The 20,913-nt window shown below is 59.1% G+C and carries 16 protein-coding genes; 5 read left to right on the top strand and 11 right to left on the bottom strand.

Annotated features, from left to right (window positions below; genetic code table 11):
• Nucleotides 1-82 precede the first annotated feature (82 nt).
• From pta to ABEA58_RS00765, 3 genes are all read right to left on the bottom strand, one after another.
• Nucleotides 83-2,215, bottom strand: a complete 2,133-nt coding sequence (gene pta / locus ABEA58_RS00775; protein ID WP_345547888.1) for a phosphate acetyltransferase — start codon at nt 2,213-2,215, stop codon at nt 83-85.
• On the bottom strand, nt 2,215-3,426 hold the full coding sequence (locus ABEA58_RS00770; protein ID WP_345547887.1) for an acetate kinase: 1,212 nt from the start codon (nt 3,424-3,426) through the stop codon (nt 2,215-2,217). Before ABEA58_RS00770 ends, pta begins: the two co-directional genes overlap by 1 nt.
• 348 nt (nt 3,427-3,774) lie before the next feature.
• Nucleotides 3,775-5,373 (bottom strand): isocitrate lyase, encoded by a 1,599-nt coding sequence (locus ABEA58_RS00765; RefSeq protein ID WP_345547885.1) that lies wholly within the window; start codon nt 5,371-5,373, stop codon nt 3,775-3,777.
• A 113-nt stretch (nt 5,374-5,486) separates the two neighbouring features.
• On the opposite strand from ABEA58_RS00765, the gene ABEA58_RS00760 reads away from it, so the two are divergent.
• Together ABEA58_RS00760 and ABEA58_RS00755 are read left to right on the top strand one after the other, a co-directional pair.
• A complete protein-coding gene (locus ABEA58_RS00760; RefSeq protein ID WP_345547883.1) occupies nt 5,487-6,422 on the top strand; it encodes a LysR family transcriptional regulator in 936 nt (311 codons plus the stop codon).
• A gap of 260 nt (nt 6,423-6,682) precedes the next feature.
• The gene (locus tag ABEA58_RS00755; RefSeq protein WP_345547881.1) at nt 6,683-8,860 is read left to right on the top strand and encodes a malate synthase G; all 2,178 of its coding nucleotides are present in this window, start codon (nt 6,683-6,685) and stop codon (nt 8,858-8,860) included.
• Between the two features lie 187 nt (nt 8,861-9,047).
• On the opposite strand, the gene ABEA58_RS00750 is transcribed toward ABEA58_RS00755, so the two are convergent.
• The 7 genes from ABEA58_RS00750 to ABEA58_RS00720 all read right to left on the bottom strand — a co-directional run bounded on the left by ABEA58_RS00750 (nt 9,048) and on the right by ABEA58_RS00720 (nt 15,413).
• On the bottom strand, nt 9,048-9,569 hold the full coding sequence (locus ABEA58_RS00750) for a DUF7931 domain-containing protein (protein WP_486348256.1): 522 nt from the start codon (nt 9,567-9,569) through the stop codon (nt 9,048-9,050).
• Nucleotides 9,559-9,990, bottom strand: a complete 432-nt coding sequence (locus ABEA58_RS00745; protein ID WP_345547877.1) for a GNAT family N-acetyltransferase — start codon at nt 9,988-9,990, stop codon at nt 9,559-9,561. Before ABEA58_RS00745 ends, ABEA58_RS00750 begins: the two co-directional genes overlap by 11 nt.
• A 59-nt stretch (nt 9,991-10,049) precedes the next feature.
• Complete coding sequence (locus ABEA58_RS00740; RefSeq protein WP_345547875.1) at nt 10,050-11,204, bottom strand: JmjC domain-containing protein; 1,155 nt, start codon at nt 11,202-11,204, stop codon at nt 10,050-10,052.
• Between the two features lie 223 nt (nt 11,205-11,427).
• Nucleotides 11,428-12,801 (bottom strand): adenylosuccinate lyase, encoded by a 1,374-nt coding sequence (gene purB, locus ABEA58_RS00735; protein WP_345547873.1) that lies wholly within the window; start codon nt 12,799-12,801, stop codon nt 11,428-11,430.
• A 16-nt stretch (nt 12,802-12,817) separates the two neighbouring features.
• Nucleotides 12,818-13,453 (bottom strand): high frequency lysogenization protein HflD, encoded by a 636-nt coding sequence (hflD, locus tag ABEA58_RS00730; protein ID WP_345547871.1) that lies wholly within the window; start codon nt 13,451-13,453, stop codon nt 12,818-12,820.
• A 73-nt stretch (nt 13,454-13,526) separates the two neighbouring features.
• Complete coding sequence (mnmA, locus tag ABEA58_RS00725; RefSeq protein WP_345547869.1) at nt 13,527-14,657, bottom strand: tRNA 2-thiouridine(34) synthase MnmA; 1,131 nt, start codon at nt 14,655-14,657, stop codon at nt 13,527-13,529.
• Between the two features lie 159 nt (nt 14,658-14,816).
• Nucleotides 14,817-15,413, bottom strand: coding sequence for an rRNA large subunit pseudouridine synthase E (locus ABEA58_RS00720; RefSeq protein WP_345547867.1), 597 nt, complete (start codon nt 15,411-15,413; stop codon nt 14,817-14,819).
• Nucleotides 15,414-15,625: 212 nt separating this feature from the next.
• Between ABEA58_RS00720 and icd the strand changes: the two genes are divergently transcribed.
• A complete protein-coding gene (gene icd, locus ABEA58_RS00715) occupies nt 15,626-16,876 on the top strand; it encodes an NADP-dependent isocitrate dehydrogenase (RefSeq protein WP_345547865.1) in 1,251 nt (416 codons plus the stop codon).
• Nucleotides 16,877-17,362: 486 nt separating this feature from the next.
• Here the strand turns inward: icd and cspD are convergent, their stop codons facing one another.
• Nucleotides 17,363-17,650, bottom strand: a complete 288-nt coding sequence (gene cspD, locus ABEA58_RS00710; RefSeq protein WP_345547864.1) for a cold shock domain-containing protein CspD — start codon at nt 17,648-17,650, stop codon at nt 17,363-17,365.
• Between the two features lie 363 nt (nt 17,651-18,013).
• On the opposite strand from cspD, the gene clpS reads away from it, so the two are divergent.
• The gene (gene clpS / locus ABEA58_RS00705) at nt 18,014-18,325 is read left to right on the top strand and encodes an ATP-dependent Clp protease adapter ClpS (RefSeq protein ID WP_345548054.1); all 312 of its coding nucleotides are present in this window, start codon (nt 18,014-18,016) and stop codon (nt 18,323-18,325) included.
• Between the two features lie 111 nt (nt 18,326-18,436).
• Nucleotides 18,437-20,719, top strand: coding sequence for an ATP-dependent Clp protease ATP-binding subunit ClpA (gene clpA / locus ABEA58_RS00700; RefSeq protein ID WP_345547862.1), 2,283 nt, complete (start codon nt 18,437-18,439; stop codon nt 20,717-20,719).
• The last annotated feature ends 194 nt before the right edge of the window (nt 20,720-20,913 follow it).

The following is a 20,913-nucleotide window of genomic DNA, read 5'->3' as shown; positions in this document are numbered from 1 at the left end:
GATCGAAATGATTGAGACCAGCGAGGCTCAGAAAACTCAGTCAAATCGGAAAGCGCAATAGCCGGGGCTGTGTGAAACCCGTTTAGTGCGAAGCCTGAATCGCCGTGAGGGCGATGGTGTAGACGATATCGTCCACCAGCGCGCCGCGGGAGAGGTCATTCACCGGTTTACTCAGCCCCTGCAGCATGGGGCCGATGCTGACCAGTTCGGCGCTGCGCTGCACCGCCTTGTAGGTGGTATTGCCGGTGTTGAGGTCGGGGAAGATGAACACGGTTGCGCGGCCGGCAACCGGGCTGCCCGGCGCCTTGGCCTCGGCCACGGTTTCCATGATCGCGGCGTCATACTGTAACGGCCCATCAATGACCAGGTCGGGCCTCTTTTCCTTGGCGATGCGCGTGGCTTCCCGCACTTTCTCCACGTCCGAGCCCGAACCGGAACTGCCGGTGGAATAACTGATCATTGCCACCCGCGGCTCTATGCCGAAGGCCTGTGCGGAATCCGCAGACTGAATGGCAATGGCCGCGAGCTCCTCTGCGTTGGGATCGGGATTGATGGCGCAATCCCCATAGACCAGCACCTGATCGGGAAGAAGCATGAAAAACACCGAGGAAACCAGCGGGCTTCCCGGTGCCGTGCGGATAAGCTGCAGGGCGGGGCGGATGGTGTTGGCGGTGGTGTGTACCGCGCCGGAAACCAGTCCATCGACTTCCCCCTCGGCAAGCATCATGGTGCCGAGTACCACATTGTCCTGCAGCTGCTCCCGGGCAACCACCTCGGTCAGCCCCTTTTTCTGGCGCAGCGTCACCATTGGTTGCACGTAGCTTTCCCGCACATCTTTCGGCTCGATAATTTCGACTTTATCGGTCAGGTGTACACCCTGCTGCTCCGCGACCCGGCGTATGTCCTGCGGGTCTCCCAGCAACACCGGCCGGGCGATGCCTCTTTCGGCGCAGATCATCGCCGCGCGAATAGTGCGCGGTTCGTCGCCTTCCGGCAGGACGATGCGCTTGTTGGCCTGTCGGGCCAGTTCGGTGAGCTGGTAACGGAATGCCGGTGGCGAGAGACGTTTCGGTCGCGCTGAAGCGACACTGAGGGATTGCACCCACTGATGGTCCAGATGCCCGGCGATAAAGTCCTGCACCCGCTCGATACGTTCGCGATCGTCGGTGGGGGTTCTGGTATTGAAAGTTTGCAGGCGCATGGCTGTCTGCCAGGTATTGCTCTGCACCAGAATCACCGGCAGGCCGGTTTCCAGCGCCGGAGTACAGAGCTTGCGTACCATCGGCTGCAGGCTGTAACCACCGGTCAGCAGCAGGCAGCCAATCTTGACGCCGTTCATCGCCGCCAGGCAGGCGGCGACAATCACATCGGAGCGGTCTCCCGAGGTGACCAGCATGGCGCCAGGCTCGAAACGGTAGACCATATTGCCCAGAGAGCGGGAGCAGAAGGTGATGCTGTGCAGCCGGCGACTCTCCAGCTCTCCCTCGCTGATGATCTCTGCATTGAAGTGCCGGGCCAGGTCGACCGCGCGGGGGGACAGTAAATCCGCATTCCAGGGAATACAGCCCACAATACGCAGCGGACTTCTGCCATAGAGTGACAGAATATCCAGCTGGCTGTTGCGTCGCGAGGCATGGGCGAAGACCCCGTTGATATCCGCACCCGGCGCATCGGGCATCTCCGCTGGCGCACCGACTTTGTTGATGATGCAACCAACGATCTGCGAGGACTTGTCGCCACCAAAGACCGCCTTGGCAAACTCCAGGCGTTCGCGCAGTTGCTGGGTTGAATCGCGGTTTGGGCAGACGACGAACACCACTTCCGCATCCAGTGTCTTGGCAACCTGATGGTTCAACTGGTTGACGAACTGGCTGTCGGTTGCCGGCAGCACTCCCTCGATGAGTACCACGTCGGCGGTTTTTGACCCTTCTCGATACCGCGCCAGGATTTCCTCCAGCAGCTCCGAAAACTTGCCGCTGGAAATCATCGAGTCGGCATACTCGGGGCTGAAGCTGTCGAGAATATCCAGGTCGGAAGCATTGCGGAGCATCTCGGTAGATCGCTCGCTGCCGCCATCGGTAATGGCGGGCTCAGTCACGGGCTTGAAAAATGTCACGCTCACCCCGTTGCGTTCCAGGGCCCGAATAATACCCAGGCTCACAGAGGTGATGCCGACCTGTGCACTGAGTGGAACCAGCATAATGGTGCGGGACATCAGCGAAGTCCTCCGGTAACAATGGCCGCGGCATCCCGGGCGATGATCCATTCCTCATTGGTGGGAACCACCAGCGCCACTGGGGTTCCAGAGCGGCTGATAGGCCCCTCGGCCCCGAAGCGCGTTGCTTCGTTTTGCTCACGGTCGAGCTCATAGGACAGGGCGCCGAGCCAGTGCATGGTCCGCTCGCGTATCCAGCTGGAGTTTTCGCCGATGCCGCCGGTAAACACCAGCGCGTGTACATGCCGAAGGGGCAGGGTGTAGGCGGCGATATACTTGGCCAGGCGGTAACAGAAGATTTCCAGCGCCAGCTTTGCGCCGTGATGGCCTTGCGCCGCCGCCTGTTCCAGTTCCCGGCAGTCGTTACTGAGTTCGGATATCCCCAGCAGGCCGCTTTCCCGGTTTAATAAATTCTTGAGCTTGTCAGTTGAGTGATTGAGGCTCTCGGCAAGGTGAATCAATACGCCCGGGTCCAGGTCTCCGCAGCGCGTCCCCATCACCAGCCCCTCGAGCGGGGTCATCCCCATACTGGTATCCACACTGGCTCCGCCTTGCACCGCTGTGATCGATGCCCCATTGCCCAGATGCGCGGTGATGGTGTTGGTCTCAGCCAGAGGGCGCCCCAGCAACAGTGCGGCGCGCTCGCTGACAAACTGATGACTGGTGCCGTGCATGCCATAGCGACGAATGCGCTGGTCGCGGTAGAGCGAATAGGGCAATGCATAGAGATAGGCGTGCTCCGGCAGGCTCTGGTGAAATGCGGTATCGAATACGGCGACCTGTGGCAGTTGTGGGAATTCATCCATGGCCGCCCGAATGCCTTTCAGTGCCGGTGGGTTATGCAATGGGGCGAGAGAGGCGCATTGGTCGATTGTGTTGATGACCTGCTGATCTATCAGCACGGAGCTGGAAAAGTATTCCCCTCCGTGTACCACGCGATGTCCTACGGCAATCAGCTCCTCGCTCAGTACCGGTAGCTCGCCAAGAATCTGCTCCACCAGTATCTCGATCACGCTGTGGTGCGAAGCACCGGCATCCAGGCGGCAATCCTGCTCAACCCCGTCGTGTACCCACTCCATCCGCGGTGAGGCGCTGCCGAGTGCCTCGCCGATTCCGCTCAGCTGCTCTTTGCCGCTTAGCGGATCGACGATGGCAAATTTCAACGAGGAGCTGCCGGTGTTGATAATCAGAACTTGACTGCTATGGCTCATGGTTACCGCTGTTTAACAGACCCATGTCATAAGGCTAGACGCTTTAACACGATTGCAGTGGATGCGAATGGGAAGTTGCTCTGGGCCGTTGATATACGCTTTTGATATGGGCGCAGGGAGAGGGTCGCAGGGAGAGGGTCGCAGGGAGAGGGTCGCAGGGAGAGGGTCGCAGGGAGAGGGGAGAGAAACGGGGACTAGAGCGCGAAAAAAAGGCCGCGGTGCGGCCTGAAAGCGTGAAGTGAATTGTCTGAGGTGGTCGAGGCAGCCCCTGGTGCTGGCTTGCTTCGACCACCGGATAAGGCGGATTGTGCTTCGCCTTATCCTCTCAGCGGCTGATGAGACAGTGGATCAGCCGAACTGGTTCATGGTGTTGTCTTTGCCCGCGGCTTTCAGTGCGGCCTCACCGGCAAAGTATTCCTTGTGGTCATCGCCCATGTCGGAGCCAGCCATGTTCTGGTGCTTGACGCAGGCAATCCCCTGACGGATTTCCTTGCGCTGTACGCCCTCAACGTAGCCGAGCATGCCCTTATCGCCGAAGTACTCCTTGGCCAGGTTGTCGGTAGACAGGGCCGCGGTGTGGTAGGTCGGCAGGGTGATGAGGTGGTGGAAGATTCCCGCATCGCGGGCCGCGTCCATCTGGAAGGTACGGATCTTGTCATCCGCAGCCTTGGACAGCTCGGAATCGTCGTACTCGGCACTCATCAGGTTGTCGCGGTCGTATGCGGAAACATCCTTGCCTTCTTCCTTCCAGGCATCGAATACCTGCTGGCGGAAGTTCAGGGTCCAGTTGAAGGACGGGCTGTTGTTGTACACCAGCTTGGCGTCGGGAACCTGCTTGCGGATTTCGTTCATCATTCCGCCGATCTGGCCAACGTGCGGCTTCTCGGTTTCAATCCAGATCAGGTCGGCGCCATTCTGCAGGGAGGTGACGCTGTCGAGTACGCAGCGCGCTTCACCGGTACCCTTGCGGAACTGGAACAGGTTGGAAGCCAGGCGCTTGGGACGCAGCAGCTTGCCATCGCGATTGATGATGACATCGCCGTTGGCGAGATCGCCCGGGGCCACTTCCTCGCAATCCAGGAAGGAGTTGTACTGGTCGCCCAGGTCGCCCGGCTCTTTGGTGACGGCGATCTGCTTGGTCAGGCCGGCGCCGAGGGAGTCGGTACGCGCAACGATCACGCCGTTATCAACTCCCAGCTCGAGGAAGGCATAGCGCACCGCGCGAATCTTGGCCAGGAAGTCTTCATGGGGAACGGTTACTTTACCGTCCTGGTGGCCACACTGCTTCTCGTCGGAAACCTGGTTTTCGATCTGGATACAGCAGGCACCGGCTTCGATCATTTTTTTGGCCAGCAGGTAAGTCGCTTCCGCGTTGCCGAAACCGGCATCAATATCGGCGATGATCGGCACGATATGGGTGACATGGTTGTCGATTTTGTCGATCACGGCGGCTTCAGCGGCCTTGTCGCCAGCTTCGCGGGCGGCATCCAGCTCGCGGAACAGGCCACCCAGCTCGCGGGCATCCGCCTGGCGCAGGAAGGTGTACAGCTCTTCAATCAGGCCGGAAACCGCGGTTTTTTCGTGCATGGACTGATCGGGCAGGGGACCGAACTCGCTGCGCAGGGCGGCAACCATCCAGCCGGACAGGTACAGGTAGCGGCGATCGGTTTTACCCTCGAAATGCTTTTTGATGGAGATCATCTTCTGCTGGCCGATAAAACCGTGCCAGCAACCCAGGGACTGGGTGTACTTGCTGCTGTCCTGATCGTAGGCCGCCATGTCCTTGCGCATAATATCGGCGGTGTACTTGGCGATATCCAGACCGTTCTTGAACTTGTTCTGCAGGCGCATGCGCGCAACAGACTCAGGGTTGATGGCGTTCCATGAGCTGCCGTTGGCCTTGCAGAGCTCCGCTGCTTTTTCGATTTCCTGGGCGTAGGTTGACATGACTGGTTTCCTCGAAAAGGTTACTGCATTTATGTGTTGAGAATCCTAATGTGGATGGCATAATTTGGCTAATTTATTGCCATTATTTCCGCTATCAGTCAGATGAATAACAAATGAACCTAGAAAGAGCCGATCTGAACCTGCTGGTCTACCTCGATGTGCTTCTGCGGGAGCGCAACGTGACCCGGGCCGCAAACTATCTGGGGCTGTCACAGCCCGCCATGAGTAACGGCCTGAAGCGCTTGCGCGAACTGTTTGACGATCCACTGCTGGTGCGCACCCGCGAGGGCATGATGCCCACTGAGCGCGCGCTGGAGTTACAGCCGATGGTGCGCGAGGCCCTGGCCTCTATTGATCGCGTGATCCAGCCCAATCGGGATTTCAAGCCAGCAGATACGCGGCGAACCTTTCGCATCATGGCCAGCGACTACGCCGAGTCCACCCTGATTCCTCCGCTGCTGAAGCAGTTGCGGGAGCAGGCTCCCGGTATCAGTCTCGACATCATGACACCAAGCGATGTGAGCTTTGTTGATGTAGAACAGGGAAAGGTGGATATGGTCATCAACCGCTTTGACAGCATGCCGCAAAGCTTTCACCAGGCCACCGTGTGGCGGGACAGCTTTTCCTGCGTGATGCGGGCGGACAACCCCATCCTCACAGACTACAGCCTGGCCAGCTATCTGCGCGCCCAGCATATCTGGGTCAGCAAGACCGGCATGGGGGTCGGTGTCGGGGTAAACCCGGAGGATGTGCAGCGGCTCGGCTGGGTGGATGAGGCCATCGGGCGCCTGGGGGAGAAGCGCGATATCTCCGTTTTCACACGCCACTATCAGGTGGCCATGCTGCTGGCAGAGCAGAGCGACTTGATTGTCACAGTGCCCACCCGCCTGGCACAGCTGGCCGAGGGTAACGCCCGCATCGTGCGCCGTGACCCGCCCCTGGAGATTCCGCCACTGGAACTTAAGATGGCCTGGAGCCCGCTGCTGCAGCAGAGCGCGCCGCACCGCTGGCTGCGCCGGCTGATCCTGGATATCGGGCGCCAACTTTAATGCGTGAACCTTGACTGCCACGGCTTCAGGGAACGCTTTGCCGTGAGCCGCGAGCTCAACACTCATTGGGAACAGAGCTTGGGCATATAGAGAGCGGCAATGCGCGGGGATATTCTGGAGTGTATCGCCATATTTTCAGGCTGCACCAGTATATTTTCTGTGAATGCTGGAAATAGCGCCTATAGATTGGTGTTATGATCCGGCGACCGTTTAAAATCCCGCAACAAGATTTAACAACCTATTCAGCAAGAGGCTTGGATATGACGGAGCGAGTCCAAATCGGAAAACTGCAGGTGGCCAAAGTTCTGCAGGAACTGGTCAACAAGGAAATCATTCCGGGGACCGGTGTTAGCGAAGAGCGCTTCTGGAGCGAATTTGAAAGCATTGTCTCCGATCTGGCACCCATCAACCGCCAGCTGCTGGAAAAGCGCGACCAGATCCAGGCCCGCATCGATGAGTGGCACCGGCAGAACCCGGGGGCCTACCGCGACCTCGACCGCTACAAGTCATTTCTGAAAGAAATTGGCTACCTGCTGGACGCGCCGGAAGATTTCACCGTGGAAACGCAAAACGTCGACGAGGAGATCGCCACTATGGCCGGACCACAATTGGTGGTGCCGGTTATGAATGCCCGTTACGCCCTCAATGCCGCCAATGCCCGCTGGGGCAGCCTTTATGATGCGCTGTATGGCACCGACGTCATCAGCGAGGAGGGCGGTGCGGAGAAGGGTTCCGGCTACAACCCCGCCCGCGGCGCCAAGGTGATTGCCTTCGCCCGTCAGTTCCTGGACGAGGCTGCTCCACTTACCCAGGGCAGCCATGTGGATGCGGAGGAGTACCGGGTCAACGGTCAGCTGGTGGAAGTGCAGCTGAACAACGGCAAGATCGCCACCCTCAAGAGCCGCGGCCAGTTCCTCGGTTTTCGTGGCGACAACTGCAACCCGGAAGCCATCCTCCTGCAGAACAACGGCCTGCGCTTTGAGGTTCAGATTGATCGTGAGAGCCCGATTGGCAAAACCGATGGCGCCGGAGTCAAAGACATTCTGATGGAAGCGGCACTGACCACCATCATGGACTGCGAGGATTCGGTTGCAGCGGTGGACGCCGAGGACAAGGTGCTGGTGTACCGCAACTGGCTCGGCCTGATGAAGGGTGACCTGCAGGAGTCGCTGGAGAAGGGCGGTAAAACCGTGATCCGCACGCTCAATGCAGACCGCACCTATATCGACCGGGAGGGCGAGCCGCTGACCTTGCCGGGGCGCAGTCTGATGTTCGTGCGCAACGTCGGTCACCTGATGACCAATGAGGCGGTTCTGGATGCGCAGGGCAATGAGGTCCCGGAGGGGATTCTCGACGGCATGATCACCAGTCTTATCGCGCTGCATGACCTGCGCGCCAGTGGCGACATCCGCAATTCCCGCGCCGGCAGCGTGTATATCGTCAAGCCAAAGATGCACGGGCCAGAGGAAGTGGCCTTCGCCAATACACTGTTCGATCGCATCGAAGATGCCCTGGGCATGGACCGCAACACCCTGAAAATGGGCATCATGGATGAGGAACGCCGTACCACCGTGAACCTGAAAGGCTGTATCGAGGCGGCCAAAGCGCGGGTGGTGTTTATCAATACCGGCTTCCTGGATCGCACCGGCGATGAGATTCACACCTCCATGCTGGCGGGCCCGATGATTCGTAAGGGTGAAATGAAACAATCCGCCTGGATCAGCGCCTATGAAAACTGGAATGTGGATGTAGGCCTGGCGGCGGGACTCAAGGGGCGCGCCCAGATTGGCAAAGGCATGTGGCCGATGCCCGACCGCATGGCGGAAATGATGGAGGCCAAGATCGGTCACCCCATGGCGGGCGCCAATACCGCCTGGGTGCCATCACCCACGGCCGCCACCCTGCACGCGCTGCATTACCATAAAGTGAATGTAGCCGAGCGGCAGGACCAGTTGGCGGGCCGCGAACCGGCAAAACTCGATGACATTCTGACGGTGCCGGTGGCCGAGAAGCCGCAGTGGACCGCCGAGGAAATCCAGTGGGAACTGGACAACAATGCTCAGGGAATCCTCGGCTATGTGGTGCGCTGGGTGGAGCAGGGCGTGGGTTGCTCCAAGGTGCCGGATATCAATGATGTCGGGCTGATGGAAGATCGCGCCACCCTGCGTATCTCCTCGCAGCATATTGCCAACTGGCTGCAGCAGGGCATCGTCACTCGAGAGCAGGTGATGGAAACCCTGCAGCGCATGGCAGCGGTGGTTGACCGGCAAAACGCGGGCGATGCGGCGTATCGGCCGATGGCGCCGGACTTTGACAGCAGTATCGCGTTCCAGGCCGCCTGCGAACTGGTGTTCGAGGGCGCGGCACAGCCGAATGGTTACACCGAGCCGGTGCTCCACCGCCGCCGCCGCGAGTTCAAGGCCAGGCAAGCCGGTTAGGAGTCAGCTCCCTGGGAGCAGGGGGCCCGGTGACAAGCACCTGAGGACAAGCGACCCGGGGACAAGCGACCCGGGGACAAGCGATCCGGGGACAAGCGATCTAGCGGCAAGGCATCCGGGCCTGAGGCACTTGAAAGCGAGAGGCCCGGGCCTCCGCTGCTCTAGCGCAAAAGGCTGGGGGCGGGGGTCAGACCACCAGCCGGCGCAGGCTGGCATCCCGCACCGCGAGGGGCCAGTCCTCCTCGAAGGCGTCCCGCAACTGCCTGACTCGCACGCGATCATCGACATGATAGAAGCCGAGCCACTGCTCCCGGTCTTCCCGCAGCAGCGACAATCGATCGTCACCGATGACGAATTCATTGCTGGGTGTGTGCGGCGTTGGCTGCAATTTTTTGAGCTCTATATGGGAGGCCAGGCGCTGAATCAGCGGCAGCAGACGGTGGTGCTGCCGCAGCATCGGTTCGCTGTCACGGATCAAGATGCGCACGCGGGTATTGCGGCTGCGCCTGGCAAACTGAGACACCGCCTCCACAACGGCTTGCCGGTGATAGAGATCCCTGTCCAGCTGATGGGAGAAGATACACACTTCCCGCCTGGCATTTGCGAACAGATCGAGCAGTGCTTTTTCAAACCCGTCCAATTGCTCCAGAGGCAGGCGCAATCCGCTAGCCGGCTCACCACTCTCATTGATCTCGTGGTCAATTTCCATCAAATCGACGCTCCATCTTGATGTGCGGGATCCCCGCCTCCTCAAATTCATCGCCGACAACCTGAAATCCGCACCTGACGTAAAAATCGCGGGCGTGACACTGTGCGTGCAGGTACACCTGCCGAAGGCCTATTGAGCGGGCATGTGCGCAGAGGGTTTCCAGCAGTTTTTTGCCGATTCCCCGGCCGCGATAAGGACTCAGGACCGCCATGCGACCAATCTTGCCGCTGCGGGTCAGCCGCCCGGTGGCAACCGGCTCTCCCTGCAGTCTCACAAGAAAATGCGTCGCACTGGTTTCCTGATCATCCCACTCGATGGCGGGGTCAACCTTCTGTTCACGGATGAATACGGCCTCGCGCACCCGGCGGATTGAAGTCCGCTCCCGCTCCCAGTCTGCGATGGCAATGTCTACGGGCTCCATTCAACAGGTCCCTCAAAAAACCCTCAAAAACTTTCTAACATACTCTGTCAAAAATTCTCTCAGAAGTCCTCGGGTGGATAGATCAGTGTGCCCTGGCTGACCAGCGTATCGATAAGCCCGTTTTCGGCGGCGATTTCCGGGTAGGCTTCCACATCCTCCAGCGTCAGGCAGCGCTCGGCGCAGAAGTCCATGGCGAAGCCGGTATTGACAGGCAGTGCCTCACCGTCGACAAACAAGGTGCCCGGGTCGCTGGTGAACGCACAGCGGGAGGCCGGATTGAGAACCAGCGTCGCGCCCTGATCCAACTGCTCACGCCAATCGGATGCCTCGCCCGCATCCAGCTCAACGGTTTCCGGATACTTGGCTTCGGTCATTACCGCGCCCAGCCACTGGGCTATGTGCTGCGGCTGGTCGATCCATGTGCGCAGCTGTTCCCGCAGGCGGTTGACGGCTTCCGGGTCTATTTCGTCCGGGTTGGCCACCGGCGACAGGCCGGCATCGGTGTAACGGGTATGCTCGGGAAGGTTTGCGGCCAGTTCCGAGGCCAGGTCTTCGAGGATATGCCTGGCGGACGGCGCCCGGAAACCCACGGAAATAGTGGTGCAGGCCCCATCGGCGACACCCCAGTGACTGTACTGGGGTGGCAGATAGAGCATGTCGCCCGGCTCCAGCAGCCAGCTGTTTTCCGCTTCAAACTCACGCAGGATATTCAGCCGGGTTCCCTCCAGGCGGGGGCTGTCGTCATTGGCTTTGGGCCCCTGCTGCCAGAGGCGCTTGCCCTCGGCCTGCAGCAGGAATACGTCGTAGTGATCGAAATGCGGCCCGACGCTGCCCTGATCGGCTGCGTAACTGATCATCACGTCATCCAGGCGCCACTCCGGCAGGAAGCGGAAGTAACGCTTCAGGTCGGCGATCTCACCCACCCACTGATCGACAGCCTGCACCAGCAGTGTCCAGTGGCTGGCGGGCAGGGCGAGAAACTCCTCTTCAGTAAAGGGCCCCTGGCGCAGCTCCCAGGGCCCCTCGTCTCCGTGCTCCAGCACCAGTCGGGATTCCACAGCTTCCTCCAGTGCCATTCCCGCCAGTTCCTCACCGGAAATCGGCGCGACGAAATCGGGAAAGGCGTTACGGATCAGCAGTGGCTTCTGTTGCCAGTACTCCTTGAGAAATTGCTCGATCGGCATTTCCCCGAGGTGAGTGAGAGGTCTGTTCATGTGGTTGACGGTGCTCACAGCGTTGAGAAAAAGGGTGAAAAGGATTTGGGGCCCGTATCAGGTCAAGGCAGCCAGCCAATAACAGCGTAGACCGAAGCAGATGGCCGTAGGCTTAGGCTCTTCAGGCCAAAAAAGATTGGCAGCAACCCTAACAGACGCAGAGGGAGAGGGTGGGAAAGAAGGCGGGGCCTTGCGGCCGCCGCCCTGCGCACTCGGGCGCCACTCAGATGTTCTGGGCCTGCTCCACGGCATTGCCAATGTAGGAGGCGGGCGTCAGGGCGTGAAGCGCTTTCTTCGCCGCCTCCGGGATTTCCAGGCCATCGATAAATGTTTTCAGGGTTTCCTGGTTGATACCCTGTCCGCGGGTGAGGGCCTTCAGCTTTTCGTAAGGCTCCTCGATGTTATAGCGGCGCATTACCGTCTGAATCGGTTCCGCCAGTACTTCCCAGGCGTTGTCCAGGTCTTCGCTTAGGCGGGCGCGGTTAATCTCAAGTTTGCTCAGGCCCTTCAGCGTGGCCGCGTAAGCGATTACGGAATAGCCGGCGCCGACCCCCATGTTACGCAGCACGGTGGAGTCGGTAAGGTCGCGCTGCCAGCGGGAAACCGGCAGTTTAGCGGCCAGGTGCTGGAATACCGCATTGGCCAGGCCCAGGTTGCCTTCGGAGTTCTCGAAGTCGATGGGGTTGACCTTGTGGGGCATGGTTGAGGAGCCTACTTCACCGGCAATGACTTTCTGCTTGAAGTAGCCGAGAGAAATGTAGCCCCAGATATCCCGGTCGAAATCGATCAGGATGGTATTGAAGCGGGCGATGGCATCGAACAGTTCGGCAATGTAATCGTGCGGTTCTATCTGGGTAGTGTAGGGGTTCCAGCTCAGGCCCAGGGAGGTAACGAAGGCTTCGGCATTGGCAGCCCAGTCGACCTCCGGGTAGGCGGAAAGATGCGCGTTGTAGTTGCCGACCGCACCATTGATTTTACCCAGCAGCTCAACCTCGTGAATCTGCTTTACCTGCCGGCGCAGACGCGCCACCACGTTGGCCAGCTCTTTGCCCACGGTGGTGGGGCTGGCGGTCTGGCCGTGGGTGCGGGACAGCATCGGCACGTCCGCGAAACTTTTTGCCAGTTCGGCGATTTCGCTGATGATCTGATTCATCGCCGGCAACAACACCTGGTCGCGGCCGGAGCGCAGCATCAGGGCGTGTGACAGGTTGTTGATATCCTCGGAGGTGCAGGCGAAGTGGATAAACTCACTGACTGCGGCCAGCTGTGCATTGCCGCTGACTTTTTCCTTGAGGAAATATTCCACCGCCTTCACATCGTGGTTGGTGGTGCGCTCGATATCCTTGATGCGCTGGGCATCCTCCAGTGAGAACTTTGCCACGATATCGTCCAGCAGCTGGCTGGCGCCGGCATCGAATGCGGGCACCTCGGTAATTTCAGGATGCTTGGAGAGTTTTTGCAGCCAGCGCACCTCCACCTCGACGCGGGCCCGGATCAGGCCGTACTCGCTGAAGATTTCACGCAGCGGTGCGGTTTTGCTCTCATAACGCCCATCAATTGGGGAAACCGCGGTGAGGGCGGATAGCTCGACAGTCATGGATATTCTCCGAAAATCAGATATTGGGTGATTCTAGTTCCGCGATGAGCGCCTCAGTCGCGGCCAGTAGTTTCTTGCGCTGGAAGATCAGGTGCAGCCGACTGCCTCCCAGTTGCCGCCAGAGGGTCGCAGCACGCACTCCTGCGAAAAGCATGGTGCGGATCTGGTTCGCGATCCGCTGCTGCTGCAGAAAATTGAAGTCACCGAGCACCTGAATGCGGAAACGGAAGGTGCTCAGCGTATCGCTGTAAATGCTGGCGAGGTTGGAAAATACATTCTCGTGGGTAGGGGAGAAGTGCTCCGCCTGTACTCTGGCCTTTTCCAGCCGCGCACCGATAATCGCAAGCAGATCGGCGCTCTTGCCCAGCTGCCGCTGCAGGTAAATGATGGAGAGTACGTAGCGCAGACAGTCGGCGTACTCCGGGTGGCGGCGGGTCTTCAACAGTTGCCGGGCGACTCGCAATCCGGGCAAAACTTTCTCGGCCCCGCCAAACACATCCTCTGTTCGCGCAGGGTTCAGCTGGAAGAGGCTGTGTATTGCGGTCTCCAGCTCATCCTGCGGAGCCGTTCCAGTTTTGGCCAGGCGCTCAACCAGCACAGCTGCCTGGAATATGCCCGCGAGGGCTAATGCCTGTTCCCGCCACTTGCTCAAGCTGTCTCCTTATCTTCTCGCTCGGGTTTAGCCGGTTTTGGCTGTTTCCGGTTTGCGGAGCTGCCGCTGTCGTTCAGCGGTTAACTTCAACACCGACGCCAGTGGCCCGCTCAATCACTGCGCCACCGAGGCACACTTCACCATCGTAGAGCACCAGCGACTGGCCTGGCGTTATGGCCCGCTGTGGATCATCGAAGGACACCGTAAGGCTTCCATCGGTAGCAACCTGAACTTCGCAGTCCTGGTCCGCTTGCCGGTAGCGCGTCTTGGCGCGGGCGCGGAACCGCTCGCCGGGTACGGCCCCATTGATCCAGTGGGTCTGGCTCGCTTCCAGTCCGGTGGCGTAGAGCAGGGGGTGGTGAGCGCCCTGGGCGACTATCAGCACGTTGCGCGCCAGGTCCTTGCCCACCACATACCAGGGCTGATCGCCGGCACCTTTGACTCCGCCGATTCCAAGCCCCTGCCGCTGGCCGATGGTGTGGTACATCAAGCCGGCATGGCGCCCCATCACTTCACCTTCCGGGGTTTCCATATCCCCAGGCTGGGCGGGCAGGTACTGCTCGAGGAAGTCCTTGAAGCGGCGTTCGCCGATAAAGCAGATCCCGGTACTGTCTTTCTTGTCGTGGGTGATAAAGCCGTTTTCACCGGCGATACGGCGCACTTCCGGCTTTTCCAGCTCACCCAGAGGGAAAAGCGAGCGCGCGAATTCGGCCTCGCCCACCGCATGCAGGAAGTAGCTCTGATCCTTGTTGTTATCGAGCCCCTTCAATAAATAGGTGTGGCCGTCCATATCCCTGCGCCGGGCATAATGCCCGGTGGCAATCAGGTCGGCACCGAGCATCTCCGCATATTCGAGGAAGACCTTGAATTTGATTTCCCGGTTGCAGAGGATGTCGGGGTTCGGAGTGCGTCCGGCTTTATATTCCGCCAAAAAGTACTCGAAGACATGATCCCAGTACTCGGCGGCGAAATTGGCGGTATGCAGCTTGATCCCCAGCCGCTTGCAAACCGCTTCCGCATCGGCAAGATCGGCCTTGGCGGTGCAGTATTCCGTGCCGTCGTCCTCGTCCCAGTTCTTCATAAACAGCCCTTCCACCTGGTAGCCCTGCTGGATCAGCAACAGAGCGGCAACGGAAGAGTCGACACCGCCGGACATACCGACGATGACACGCTTTTCACTGGGGTTGGAATTGGTAGCTGACATAAAGAGAGTCAATCGGGATTGGCACAACTATAAAAATGGGGGCGAATTTTACCCGTGATTGGCCTCCGGCACCAACTTATCCGGCCGCCTAACCGCCCGATCATTCATTCGAGCGTTATCAGGCCCGAAATTGGCGCCAGGTTCGAAGTTGCGAGTTGACTACCTGGGACGCGAGCGCCTTCGGCCGCCGGCGGGCTTCCTGGGCGCCAGCGGGGAATGCACCTCGGTGACTGAATAACTGCCGGGCATGAGCTCACCGAGACGCCAGTTACCGATGGAGACTCTGATCAGCCGCAGGGTGGGGAGGCCCACAGCCGCAGTCATGCGTCGAACCTGGCGGTTGCGCCCCTCTGTAATGCTCAGCTGCAACCAGGAAGTGGGCACATTCTTGCGCTCCCGGATAGGTGGGTGTCGAGGCCAGAGCTTCGGAGCGGCAAGAGTGCCAGCTTTGGCCGGTGCGGTTCTTCCATCCTTGAGGTCAACACCGGCGCGCAACTTTGCCAGCGCCTCCCCGTGGATCTCCCCCTCTACCTGCACCCAATAGGTCTTTGCCAGCTTCTGGCTGGGATGGCTGATCTGGTGTTGCAGGCGACCGTCGTCGGTGAGGAGGAGGAGCCCTTCGGAGTCGAAGTCGAGCCTGCCCGCGGGGTAGACGCCGGGGATGTCGATAAACTCGGCGAGGGTGGGGCGGCCATCACCATCAGTAAATTGGCTCAACACGCCATAAGGCTTATTGAAGAGGATGATTTTGCTCAAAAAGGCTCCGCTCGATGGTGGCTGGGGGACAGAATCCACGTGCGTGAAGCGGTTTTCGCGAGGCTTCAGCAGGGTCGGCATTGTAATGCAACTACAAAAACGGGTGGATGCTGTTATAATCCCGCCGTTTTTCATCCCGCCCCGCTGGATTTGGGGTAGGGTCAGGCAACAGCAAACCTAAATAAGACACAGGTTTTGGGAGTTTAAGCAATATGGGTCATATCCAGGTGCCGGCAGACGGCCAGAAAGTCACAGTCAATTCCGACGGTTCGCTGACCGTTCCTAATCGCCCCATCATACCCTTCATCGAGGGTGATGGTATCGGCGTGGATATCACTCCTGTAATGCGCAAGGTTATCGACGCTGCTGTTGAAAAAGCTTTCGGCGGTGAAAAAGCCATCTCCTGGATGGAAGTCTACTGCGGTGAGAAGGCGGCCGAGACCTACGCTGGCGACTGGTTCCCGGCAGAAACTCTGGAAGCCCTGAAAGAGTACTCCGTCGGCATCAAGGGCCCGCTGACCACCCCGGTGGGCGGTGGCTTCCGCTCCCTGAACGTGGCCCTGCGCCAGGAGCTCGACCTCTATGTATGTCAGCGCCCGGTGCGCTGGTTCACCGGCGTTCCCTCCCCGGTCAAAGAGCCGAACAAGGTGGACATGGTGATCTTCCGTGAGAACTCCGAAGACATCTACGCCGGCATCGAGTGGAAAGCGGATACTGATGATGCCAAGAAAGTCATCAAGTTCCTGCAGGAGGAAATGGGTGTTAAGAAGATCCGTTTCCCGGAGCACTGCGGTATCGGCATCAAGCCGGTTTCCGAAGAGGGCACCAAGCGCCTGGTTCGCAAGGCCATTCAGTATGCCGTAGATCAGGATCGCGACTCTGTGACCCTGGTGCACAAGGGCAACATCATGAAGTTCACCGAAGGCGCATTCGCAGACTGGGGTTATGAGCTGGCTCGTGACGAGTTCGGCGCTCAGCCTCTGGACGGCGGCCCCTGGCACAGCTTCAAGAATCCGAACACCGGCAAAGAGATCATCATCAAGGATGTTATCGCCGATGCCATGCTGCAGCAGGTACTGTTGCGCGCAGACGAGTACGACGTTATTGCCACTCTGAACCTGAATGGCGACTACCTGTCCGACGCTCTGGCTGCACAGGTTGGCGGTATTGGTATCGCGCCGGGCGCGAACATTTCCGACGAGGTTGCCCTGTTTGAGGCTACTCACGGTACTGCACCCAAGTATGCGGGCCAGAACAAGGTAAACCCGGGCTCCCTGATCCTCTCCGCCGAAATGATGCTCCGCCATCTGGGCTGGAACGAAGCGGCAGACCTGGTTATCAAGGGTATGGAAGGCGCCATTGAGGCCAAGACCGTAACCTACGATTTCGAGCGCCTGATGGATGGTGCCGAGCTGAAATCCTGCTCTGAGTTTGGCGACGAAGTTATCAAGCACATGGCCTGATAATCTCGCACAGGGAGGGGGTCCCCTCCCGAGCCAACAAAAAAGCCCCGCCAATTGGCGGGGCTTTTTTGTTGGCTTTACTGGCCTTGCTGGCTGATGCCAGGCCTGTTGGCATCAGCGGCGCTGCAGAGGTATTCGCCCGCGCGGAACGCTGAAGCCGAGGTGTCAGTAGAGGCCTTGTCACAGTTAAGAGCGAACTCTTATTTAGCCTCGGTGACCCGAGCCAGGGCAGCCATGCTTCAGCCGACTATGACGCTATGTCACCATAAAGAAAGCAGCTGATAACAAGTCGCTGCAAGCAGTCCTGTCTCGGGCAAAACCGCAAAAAGCGGACAGGTGTGCAGAACCAGGCGCCGAATGCAGGGTGGGGGCGTACAGAAACGCAAGGCTTCCGCTCAGCAGAGGTATCACCGCTTGATGCGTGGCTATTCAGTGATTTAAGCGGGAAAGCGCCATGGTGGCTGCCTCCCCAATCAGCGAAACCCGCTACTCTAGGACTTCGGCTTCACGCTCTCGCTGGGAGGTCTGCTCGCTGTGCTCGGGGCTGGAGGTGTCGGAGCGGCTTTCACTGTCACTTAAGCTGATATTCGCAGCGTGAAAACCCTTGTCTCCCTTGATGATATCGAAAGAGACCTGTTGGCCAGCTTTCAGGGTGCGGTACCCCTCCATCTGGATAGCCGAGTAGTGGGCAAAAAGGTCTTCTCCCCCCTCGTCGGCCAAGATGAAACCATATCCCTTGGCGTTATTGAACCATTTGACGGTACCGGTAGGCATTGCGAAATCCCTCTAATTGCCCGGGCGACTGCAGGCCGCCTTACAGAGTCTGCTTTTATAGTTATCCAATCAGGGCACCCGGCTGCTTCCTGCCGGCGAGTGAACCTGACACTTAGTTACTATCCTCTTGTAGCCAAGTGCTCTGTGAATGTCAAGTCATGCTGCGCCACGCTGTGCGGCAACGCAAATGGGGTTACAATGAGCGCCCGCTAAACCCTGAGCCCCCTGGCGGGCATATTGCCCTCCAAGCTCCGGGTCTCCGCTAGCACTTCAGGTAATTCTCGATAGAGCTTCACTATGAGTATCTCTCTGGCTATTAAAGTACACTCCAGCGGATCTGAAGATGACTCATATCCGTACGACATGGAAGGAGACCTCGCTCTCCAGGAGGCCGCTCCCAAGCTTAAGCCGCCCCCCATGTATAAGGTCGTAATGCTGAATGACGACTACACGCCGATGGATTTTGTTGTTGAGGTACTGGAGACCTTCTTTGGGGTTACCCGGGAGCACGCCACTCAGCTAATGTTGCAGGTGCACACAGAGGGAAAAGCCATCTGTGGTGTCTATACTCGAGATATAGCGGAAACAAAGGCCGCGCAGGTCAATCAATTCGCCAGAGAACACCAGCACCCCCTGCTGTGTGAAATCGAAGCGGACGACAGAGAGAGCGATTGACACCAAGGGTCCCGTCGCCTGAAAGGAATCAGGTACACGCAAGACGCCGTCGTCCGGCGTTCGCCCCGTGGAACTGGCGGGTGATTTTGGCGAATACGTTTTGAGGTTCAGATGCTCAGCAAGGATTTAGAGGTAACGCTCAATCTGGCGTTCAAGGGTGCGCGAGCCAAGCGACACGAGTTTATGACCGTGGAGCACCTGCTGCTGGCACTTTTGGATAACGAGTCCGCCGCCGACGTGCTACATGCATGCGGCGCTGATCTCAGCGCACTGCGCAGGGAGCTTCTCGAATTCGTCGATTCCACAACACCCTTAATACCCGAAGCCGATACGGAGCGGGAGACCCAGCCGACGCTCGGTTTTCAGCGTGTGCTGCAGCGTGCGGTGTTTCACGTCCAATCCTCCGGCAAGAAGGAGGTTACCGGTGCCAATGTGCTGGTTGCCATCTTCTGCGAGCAGGAGAGTCAGGCGGTCTATTACCTCAAGCAGCAAAGTGTTGCGCGCATTGATGTTGTCAACTACATCACCCACGGCATCTCCCGGGTGGGTTCCAGCGGCAACAACCATCACAACCCCGAGCCCTCAACGGAGCAGACCGACGAGGAGATCGGGACCGGCACAGAGTCCGGCGGTTCCGATCCGCTGGAAAGCTATGCCACAAACCTCAATCAGGAAGCCATCCTCGGGCGTATCGACCCGCTGGTAGGGCGCGCCCCGGAGGTAGAGCGAGTTACCCAGGTGCTGGCCCGCCGGCGCAAGAACAATCCGCTTCTGGTCGGCGAATCCGGTGTCGGCAAGACAGCCATCGCCGAGGGTTTGGCGCGGCGTATTGTGGATGAGGATGTCCCCGAACCGCTGCGGCAGAGCACCATTTACTCCCTCGACCTGGGGTCCCTGCTCGCCGGCACCAAATATCGGGGCGACTTTGAGAAAAGGTTCAAGGCACTGCTGGCCGAGCTGAAGAAGCGCGAACATGCAGTACTGTTTATTGATGAGATTCACACCATCATCGGTGCGGGCGCAGCCTCAGGCGGCGTCATGGACGCATCCAATCTGCTCAAACCGCTGCTTTCCAGTGGTCAGCTGCGCTGCATCGGCTCCACCACTTTCTCGGAGTACCGCGGCATCTTCGAGAAGGACCGCGCACTGTCGAGGCGGTTCCAGAAGATCGACGTCAATGAACCCAGTATTGAGGAAACGGTGCAGATCCTGCAGGGCCTGAAGACCTGCTTCGAGGATCACCACAAGGTCCGCTATACCGATGCTGCCCTGGAAGCTGCCGCGCAGCTGTCGAGCCGACACATTACTGAGCGCTTCCTGCCAGACAAAGCCATTGATGTGATCGATGAAGCCGGGGCCTACCAGGCACTGTTGAGCCCGGAAGATCGCAAAGATGTGATCGGTATCCACGAGATCGAGAATGTCATCGCCAAAATGGCGAGAATCCCCGCCAAGAGCGTTTCCGCTTCCGACAAGGAGCAGCTGGCCAAACTGGAAGATAACCTGCAAATGCTGGTGTTTGGGCAGGACAAGGCGATAGGCGCGCTCAGCACCGCCATCAAGCTGAGCCGTGCCGGTCTGGGCTCAGAGGAGAAGCCGATCGGTTCCTTCCTGTTTGCCGGCCCCACTGGCGTCGGTAAGACCGAGCTCTGCCGCCAGCTGGCGAAAGTGATGGGTATCGAGCTGATCCGCTTTGATATGTCGGAGTATATGGAGCGGCACACCGTCTCGCGCCTGATCGGAGCCCCCCCAGGCTACGTGGGCTTTGACCAGGGTGGCCTACTCACCGATGCGGTGACTAAACATCCTCACAGCGTGGTATTGCTCGATGAGATCGAAAAGGCCCACCCGGAAGTCTTTAACCTTCTGCTGCAGGTTATGGATCACGGCACCCTCACGGACAACAACGGCCGCAAGGCGGACTTCCGCAATGTCATCCTGATCATGACCACCAATGCCGGTGCCGAAATGATGAGCCGGCGCTCCATTGGCTTCACCAGTCAGGATCACTCCAGCGACGGCATGGAGGAGATCAAGAAAATGTTCACGCCGGAGTTCCGCAACCGTCTGGATAGTATTATCCAGTTTGGCGCGCTGGACCTGGATGTGGTCAAGACGGTGGTCGATAAGTTTATCGTCGAACTGCAGTCACAGCTTGATGACTCCCGCGTGACTCTGGATGTAGATGACGAGGCCCGCGAATGGCTTGCCGTTCACGGTTACGACGAGAAAATGGGGGCGCGCCCCATGGCCCGATTGATTCGCGACAAGCTGCGCAAACCACTGGCCGAGGCCGTGCTCTTTGGAGAGCTTGCGGAGGAGGGGGGCAGAGTCGAGGTCTGCGTTGAGAATGACGAGCTGGTAATCCGCACCGCGGTGACCGCCAGCGCCTGAGCTGAAGCATGCGGGAAGCGAGCTGCGGCTCGCGCCCCGGGCCGCCGCTCAGAATCGCCCTGAGTCAATTTGACCACACCCCCCCACCAGAGCCCAAACGAAAAAAGCCACCCTGGGGTGGCTTTTTGCTTTCCGGCTTGCGGGCAGAGCTTGGGATCCAGTCAATTCGACTTGTCACCTGGCCTCTGGAGAGG

The sequence above is a fragment of the Microbulbifer aestuariivivens genome, assembly GCF_039545115.1.
In the GTDB taxonomy this organism is placed as follows: Bacteria; Pseudomonadota; Gammaproteobacteria; order Pseudomonadales; family Cellvibrionaceae; genus Microbulbifer; species Microbulbifer aestuariivivens.
The sequence above is the reverse complement of the archived record's forward strand: the minus strand, read 5'-3'. Positions and strand labels throughout refer to the sequence as shown.

Coding starts and splice junctions, on each gene's coding strand:
- pta (WP_345547888.1), bottom strand. CDS start 2,215: ATGTCCCGCACCATTATGCTGGTTCCACTCAGTGCACAGGTCGGCATC.
- cspD (WP_345547864.1), bottom strand. CDS start 17,650: ATGCCTACCGGTACCGTCAAATGGTTCAATAACGCCAAGGGATATGGT.
- ABEA58_RS00740 (WP_345547875.1), bottom strand. CDS start 11,204: ATGAACAGACCTCTCACTCACCTCGGGGAAATGCCGATCGAGCAATTT.
- mnmA (WP_345547869.1), bottom strand. CDS start 14,657: ATGTCAGCTACCAATTCCAACCCCAGTGAAAAGCGTGTCATCGTCGGT.
- ABEA58_RS00750 (WP_486348256.1), bottom strand. CDS start 9,569: ATGGAAATTGACCACGAGATCAATGAGAGTGGTGAGCCGGCTAGCGGA.
- clpS (WP_345548054.1), top strand. CDS start 18,014: ATGGAAGGAGACCTCGCTCTCCAGGAGGCCGCTCCCAAGCTTAAGCCG.
- ABEA58_RS00745 (WP_345547877.1), bottom strand. CDS start 9,990: ATGGAGCCCGTAGACATTGCCATCGCAGACTGGGAGCGGGAGCGGACT.
- ABEA58_RS00770 (WP_345547887.1), bottom strand. CDS start 3,426: ATGAGCCATAGCAGTCAAGTTCTGATTATCAACACCGGCAGCTCCTCG.
- purB (WP_345547873.1), bottom strand. CDS start 12,801: ATGACTGTCGAGCTATCCGCCCTCACCGCGGTTTCCCCAATTGATGGG.
- ABEA58_RS00755 (WP_345547881.1), top strand. CDS start 6,683: ATGACGGAGCGAGTCCAAATCGGAAAACTGCAGGTGGCCAAAGTTCTG.
- ABEA58_RS00760 (WP_345547883.1), top strand. CDS start 5,487: ATGAACCTAGAAAGAGCCGATCTGAACCTGCTGGTCTACCTCGATGTG.
- clpA (WP_345547862.1), top strand. CDS start 18,437: ATGCTCAGCAAGGATTTAGAGGTAACGCTCAATCTGGCGTTCAAGGGT.
- icd (WP_345547865.1), top strand. CDS start 15,626: ATGGGTCATATCCAGGTGCCGGCAGACGGCCAGAAAGTCACAGTCAAT.
- ABEA58_RS00765 (WP_345547885.1), bottom strand. CDS start 5,373: ATGTCAACCTACGCCCAGGAAATCGAAAAAGCAGCGGAGCTCTGCAAG.